Annotated in this window: 5 protein-coding genes; 4 read left to right on the top strand and 1 reads right to left on the bottom strand. The window is 70.6% G+C overall.

The genetic code is table 11. The annotated features are described in order from the left end of the window. The first annotated feature begins 74 nt into the window (after window positions 1-74). Both AB0H87_RS37695 and AB0H87_RS37690 read left to right on the top strand, forming a co-directional pair. A complete protein-coding gene (locus AB0H87_RS37695; RefSeq protein WP_203702960.1) occupies window positions 75-425 on the top strand; it encodes an Lsr2 family protein in 351 nt (116 codons plus the stop codon). A gap of 396 nt (window positions 426-821) precedes the next feature. Next, entirely contained in the window at window positions 822-3,344 is a 2,523-nt protein-coding gene (locus AB0H87_RS37690) for an ATP-dependent Clp protease ATP-binding subunit (RefSeq protein WP_360157242.1), read from the top strand. Between the two features lie 50 nt (window positions 3,345-3,394). On the opposite strand, the gene AB0H87_RS37685 is transcribed toward AB0H87_RS37690, so the two are convergent. Continuing rightward, window positions 3,395-4,276, bottom strand: coding sequence for an A/G-specific adenine glycosylase (locus tag AB0H87_RS37685; protein WP_360157239.1), 882 nt, complete (start codon window positions 4,274-4,276; stop codon window positions 3,395-3,397). A 43-nt stretch (window positions 4,277-4,319) separates the two neighbouring features. On the opposite strand from AB0H87_RS37685, the gene AB0H87_RS37680 reads away from it, so the two are divergent. Together AB0H87_RS37680 and AB0H87_RS37675 are read left to right on the top strand one after the other, a co-directional pair. Further along, complete coding sequence (locus AB0H87_RS37680) at window positions 4,320-4,832, top strand: ACT domain-containing protein (protein ID WP_360157236.1); 513 nt, start codon at window positions 4,320-4,322, stop codon at window positions 4,830-4,832. Then, the coding region (locus AB0H87_RS37675; RefSeq protein WP_360157233.1) for a peptide deformylase at window positions 4,829-5,164 on the top strand (336 nt) is incomplete at its 3' end. The genes AB0H87_RS37680 and AB0H87_RS37675, both read left to right, overlap by 4 nt.

The following is a 5,164-nucleotide window of genomic DNA, read 5'->3' as shown; positions in this document are numbered from 1 at the left end:
ATTGACCGATCGCGCGGCGAACGAGCTATTGTGCTCTTGTTTGTGGGAGGGACCACGCGAAAGGACAGCGGCCCGTGGCCAAGCAGATCATTCACAAGTTGGTCGACGACATGGACGGCGGGGACGCCGACGAGACGGTGAAGTTCGCCCTCGACGGTGTTCAGTACGAGATCGACCTCTCGAAGAAGAACGCCGACAAATTGCGGAACGCATTCGCGCCCTACCTGGCGGCCGGCTCCAAGGTGGGCCGGGGTGGGGTGGTGGTCGGCGGTCGTGCCGCTCGTGGGCGCGGCGGGGCTGCCGCCGACCGCGAGCAGAACAAGGCCATCCGCGCCTGGGCCAAGAAGGAAGGCAAGGACATCTCTGACCGGGGCCGGATCCCGCAGGAGATCGTCGACGAGTACCACGCGAAGGCCGGGCGGTAGGCAGGCACGCTCCAGGTGCTGGGCGGGGACCCCTCCCTGTCGGTCGCGGGGCGGCCGGCCGTCCCCGCCCCGGCCCGGTCCTTTCGGCTTTGTCCTGCTTTGTGACCTCGATACCGGTCCCTCGTCACGCCTCTCCCTCTTGATCTTCATGAATCGCCGCGTGGCCGTGTTCGCTCTGCGCGTACACGTTCCCTCCCGGGAACACCCGATAAGCGTGCAGAGTTGGCAGATACGTCGCGGATGGGTTCACCTCCGGCGTGCACGGCCGTAGCTGACCGCGCCCGCGGCGATAGAGTGAGTGTGCGCAGGCGTCTTCCCCGGACGTCTGTGCACTGGTTCCGCCAAGTCGCTGGTCCGGCCAGACTCAGGCGCACGGCACGTGAGGAGCACGAGGGCATGTTCGAGCGGTTCACCGACCGAGCGCGACGGGTTGTCGTCCTGGCTCAAGAAGAAGCCCGGATGCTCAACCACAACTACATCGGCACTGAGCACATCCTGCTCGGCCTCATCCACGAGGGTGAGGGTGTCGCGGCGAAGGCGCTGGAGAGTCTCGGTATCTCCCTGGAAGGCGTCCGCCAGCAGGTCGAGGAGATCATCGGCCAGGGTCAGCAGGCGCCGAGCGGGCACATCCCGTTCACGCCGCGGGCCAAGAAGGTGCTCGAGCTGTCGCTGCGCGAGGCGCTGCAGCTCGGCCACAACTACATCGGCACGGAGCACATCCTGCTCGGGCTGATCCGTGAGGGCGAGGGCGTGGCCGCCCAGGTGCTGGTCAAGCTCGGCGCCGACCTCAACCGGGTCCGCCAGCAGGTCATCCAGCTCCTCTCCGGCTACCAGGGCAAGGAGCCGGCGGCCGCCGGCGCCACCCCGGGCGAGGCCGCGCCGTCGACGAGCCTGGTGCTCGACCAGTTCGGCCGCAACCTCACCCAGGCCGCCCGCGAGGGCAAGCTCGACCCGGTCATCGGGCGCGAGAAGGAGATCGAGCGGGTGATGCAGGTGCTCTCCCGCCGCACCAAGAACAACCCGGTCCTGATCGGTGAGCCCGGCGTCGGTAAGACGGCGGTCGTCGAGGGCCTGTCCCAGCGGATCATCAAGGGCGAGGTGCCCGAGACGCTCAAGGACAAGCAGCTCTACACGCTCGACTTGGGCGCGCTGGTGGCCGGTTCCCGATACCGCGGTGACTTCGAGGAGCGCCTCAAGAAGGTGCTCAAGGAGATCCGCACGCGCGGCGACATCATCCTGTTCATCGACGAGATCCACACCCTGGTGGGTGCGGGTGCCGCCGAGGGCGCGATCGACGCCGCCTCGATCCTGAAGCCCATGCTCGCGCGTGGTGAGCTGCAGACGATCGGTGCGACGACGCTCGACGAATACCGCAAGCACCTCGAGAAGGACGCCGCGCTCGAGCGCCGGTTCCAGCCGATCCAGGTGGGTGAGCCGTCGCTGGCGCACACCATCGAGATCCTCAAGGGCCTGCGCGACCGCTACGAGGCGCACCACCGCGTGTCGATCACCGACGCCGCGCTGGTCGCCGCGGCCACCCTGGCCGACCGCTACATCTCCGACCGCTTCCTGCCCGACAAGGCGATCGACCTGATCGACGAGGCGGGCGCCCGGATGCGCATCCGTCGGATGACCGCGCCGCCGGACCTGCGTGACTTCGACGAGCGGATCGCCCAGGTCCGCCGCGACAAGGAGTCCGCGATCGACGCGCAGGACTTCGAGCGGGCCGCGCAGCTGCGCGACAAGGAGAAGCAGCTGCTCGGGCAGAAGGCCCAGCGGGAGAAGGAGTGGAAGGCCGGCGACCTCGACGTCGTCAGCGAGGTCGACGACGAGCAGATCGCCGAGGTCCTCGCCAACTGGACGGGCATCCCGGTCTACAAGCTGACCGAGGAGGAGACCTCCCGGCTGCTGCGCATGGAGGACGAGCTGCACAAGCGGGTCGTCGGCCAGGAAGACTCGGTCAAGGCCGTGTCCAAGGCGATCCGGCGCACGCGGGCCGGCCTCAAGGACCCGAAGCGCCCGTCGGGCTCGTTCATCTTCGCCGGCCCGTCCGGCGTCGGTAAGACCGAGCTGTCCAAGGCGCTCGCCGAGTTCCTGTTCGGCAGCGAGGACTCGCTGATCCAGCTCGACATGTCGGAGTTCCACGACCGCTACACGGTCTCCCGCCTGGTCGGGGCGCCCCCCGGCTACGTGGGTTACGACGAGGGTGGCCAGCTCACCGAGAAGGTGCGGCGCCGGCCGTTCTCCGTGGTCCTCTTCGACGAGATCGAGAAGGCCCACCCGGACGTCTTCAACACGCTGCTCCAGATCTTGGAAGACGGTCGCCTGACCGACGGTCAGGGTCGCATCGTCGACTTCAAGAACACGGTGATCATCCTGACCACCAACCTGGGCACGCGGGACGTCGCCAAGGCGGTGTCGCTGGGCTTCCAGGCCTCGGAAGACTCCGACTCGAACTACGAGCGGATGAAGCAGAAGGTCAACGACGAGCTCAAGCAGCACTTCCGGCCCGAGTTCCTCAACCGGATCGACGACACCATCGTCTTCCACCAGCTGACCGAGACCGAGATCCTGTCGATCGTCGACATCATGATCCAGCGGATCGAGGCCCAGCTGCGCAACAAGGACATGGGCCTGGAGCTGACCGACAACGCGAAGAAGTACCTCGCGAAGAAGGGCTTCGACCCGGTGCTGGGTGCCCGGCCGCTGCGCCGCACCATCCAGCGCGACATCGAGGACAGCCTGTCCGAGCGGATCCTCTTCAACGAGCTGAAGCCCGGTCAGATCGTCGTCGTCGACTGCGAGGGCGACCCCGACAACATCGAGAAGTCCAAGCTGGTGTTCCGCGGTGCGGAGAAGCCGGTCGAGGTGCCCGACGCGGTGCCGGCCGACCTCGGCGCGGCGGAAGCCACCGAGTAACTCGTTCGGCGATCAGGGCCCGGCACGCTTCGGCGTGCCGGGCCCTTTCGTCATCTGCCGCTCGGCAGCGTGAACAGGTCGCCGGGCAGCGGGTCGACCAGGCCGTCGTCGATCAGTCCGCGCAGGGCCCGGTGGCGCTGGGTCGGCTCGGGCCAGACCACGTCCAGCCGGATCCGGGGCACGGGCTCGACGGCCTCGCGCAGCACGGCCAGCAGCAGGCCGCGGACCTGGCGATCCGTTCCCGCGTACGGCTGTGGCCGGCGGCTGGGTCCCTCCAGCGCCGGGCGGCCGGCAGCCCGCCAGGCACAGCGTTCGGCGACCGGGCAGATCGCGCAGCGGGGCGCGCGGGCCACGCAGACCACGGCGCCGAGCTCCATGAACGCGGCGCTGGCCTGGGCCGCGAGCTCGGGCTCGATGGGCAGCAGGGCCGCGGTCGCGGTCAGGTCGGCCGGCTTGGTGGTGTGCCCGGCGTCGGCGAGTCCGGTCGCGGCCCGGGCGACGAACCGGCGGACGTTGGTGTCGACCACCGGCTGCCGCTGGCGGTACGCGAAGGCAGCGACCGCGCGGGCGGTGTACGTGCCGACGCCCGGGAGGGCCAGCAGCGCGTCCAGGTCGTCGGGGACCACGCCGGCGTGCCGTTCCGCGATCGCCGTCGCGCACTCGTGCAGGCGCAGGGCCCGGCGCGGGTAGCCGAGCCGCCCCCACATCCGGATCGCCTCGCCCGGCTCGTCGGCGGCCAGGGCGGCCGGCGTCGGCCAGCGGGCCAGCCACGCCTCGTACGCCGGGAGCACCCGGACGACCGGCGTCTGCTGGAGCATGACCTCGCTGACCAGGATCGCCCAGGCGCCCGCGTCGGGCTGCCGCCAGGGCAGGTCCCGCGCGTTCGCGCTGAACCAGCGGATCGCGGCGTCGGCGATGGTCTCCTCGGGCATGTCCCGTCGATCCTGCCACGGGCCATGCGGCAGACTCTCTCGGGTGGAGGAGCTCGCGATCACCGTGATCGGGCGCGACCGGCCCGGCATCGTGGCCGATGTCGCCGGTGTGCTGGCCGACCTCGGTGCCAACCTGACCGACTCGACGATGACCCGGTTGCGCGGCCATTTCGCGATGACGCTGGTCTGCACGGGCCCGGCGGCGGCCGACGTCGAGGCCGCGCTGGACCCGCTGGCGGCGCGCAGCCGGCTGCTGGCCACCGTGCGGTCCGTCGGCCCGGAGGAGAGCACCGCGCCGACCGGCGAGCCCTACGTGCTCAGCGTGCACGGCGCCGACCGGCTCGGCATCGTCGCCGCGGTGACCCGCGTGGTCGCCGACGCCGGCGGCAACATCACCGACCTGACCACCCGGCTCGCCGGGCCGCTGTACGTGCTCGTGGCCGAGGTCGAACTGCCGCCGGGCAGCGCCGAGGAGACCGAGCGGCGGCTCACGGAGGCGGCGGCCGGCCTCGGGGTCGACGTCGTGCTCCGCCGCGCCGAGTCCGATGTCCTGTGACGCCTGACGCCGAGGTGAGCCTCGACGGCTGGCTCGCGGACCTCGCCCAACCCGGCCGGGTGCGGCCGGTGGTCAACGCGCCCGACCCGGTGCTGGCCCGTGCCGGCGCGGAGGTCGATCCGACCGATCCGGCGATCGTCGAGCTGGCCGCGGACCTGGTCGCCACGATGCGCGTCTCGCCGGGCTGCGTCGGGCTCGCGGCGCCGCAGGTCGGCGTGTCGGCGCGGGTGTTCGCGGTCGACGTCACCGGCCACCCGAAGACGGTGACCCTGCACGGGACGTTCGTGCTCTGCAACGCGACGGTGGTGTCGGCGACCCGCTGGCGCCCGGGC

This window comes from Asanoa sp. NPDC050611 (genome assembly GCF_040654855.1).
Classification (GTDB): Bacteria; Actinomycetota; Actinomycetes; order Mycobacteriales; family Micromonosporaceae; genus Asanoa.
This window is presented reverse-complemented; position numbering and strand designations above follow the sequence as displayed.

Coding starts and splice junctions, on each gene's coding strand:
- AB0H87_RS37690 (WP_360157242.1), top strand. CDS start 822: ATGTTCGAGCGGTTCACCGACCGAGCGCGACGGGTTGTCGTCCTGGCT.
- AB0H87_RS37685 (WP_360157239.1), bottom strand. CDS start 4,276: ATGCCCGAGGAGACCATCGCCGACGCCGCGATCCGCTGGTTCAGCGCG.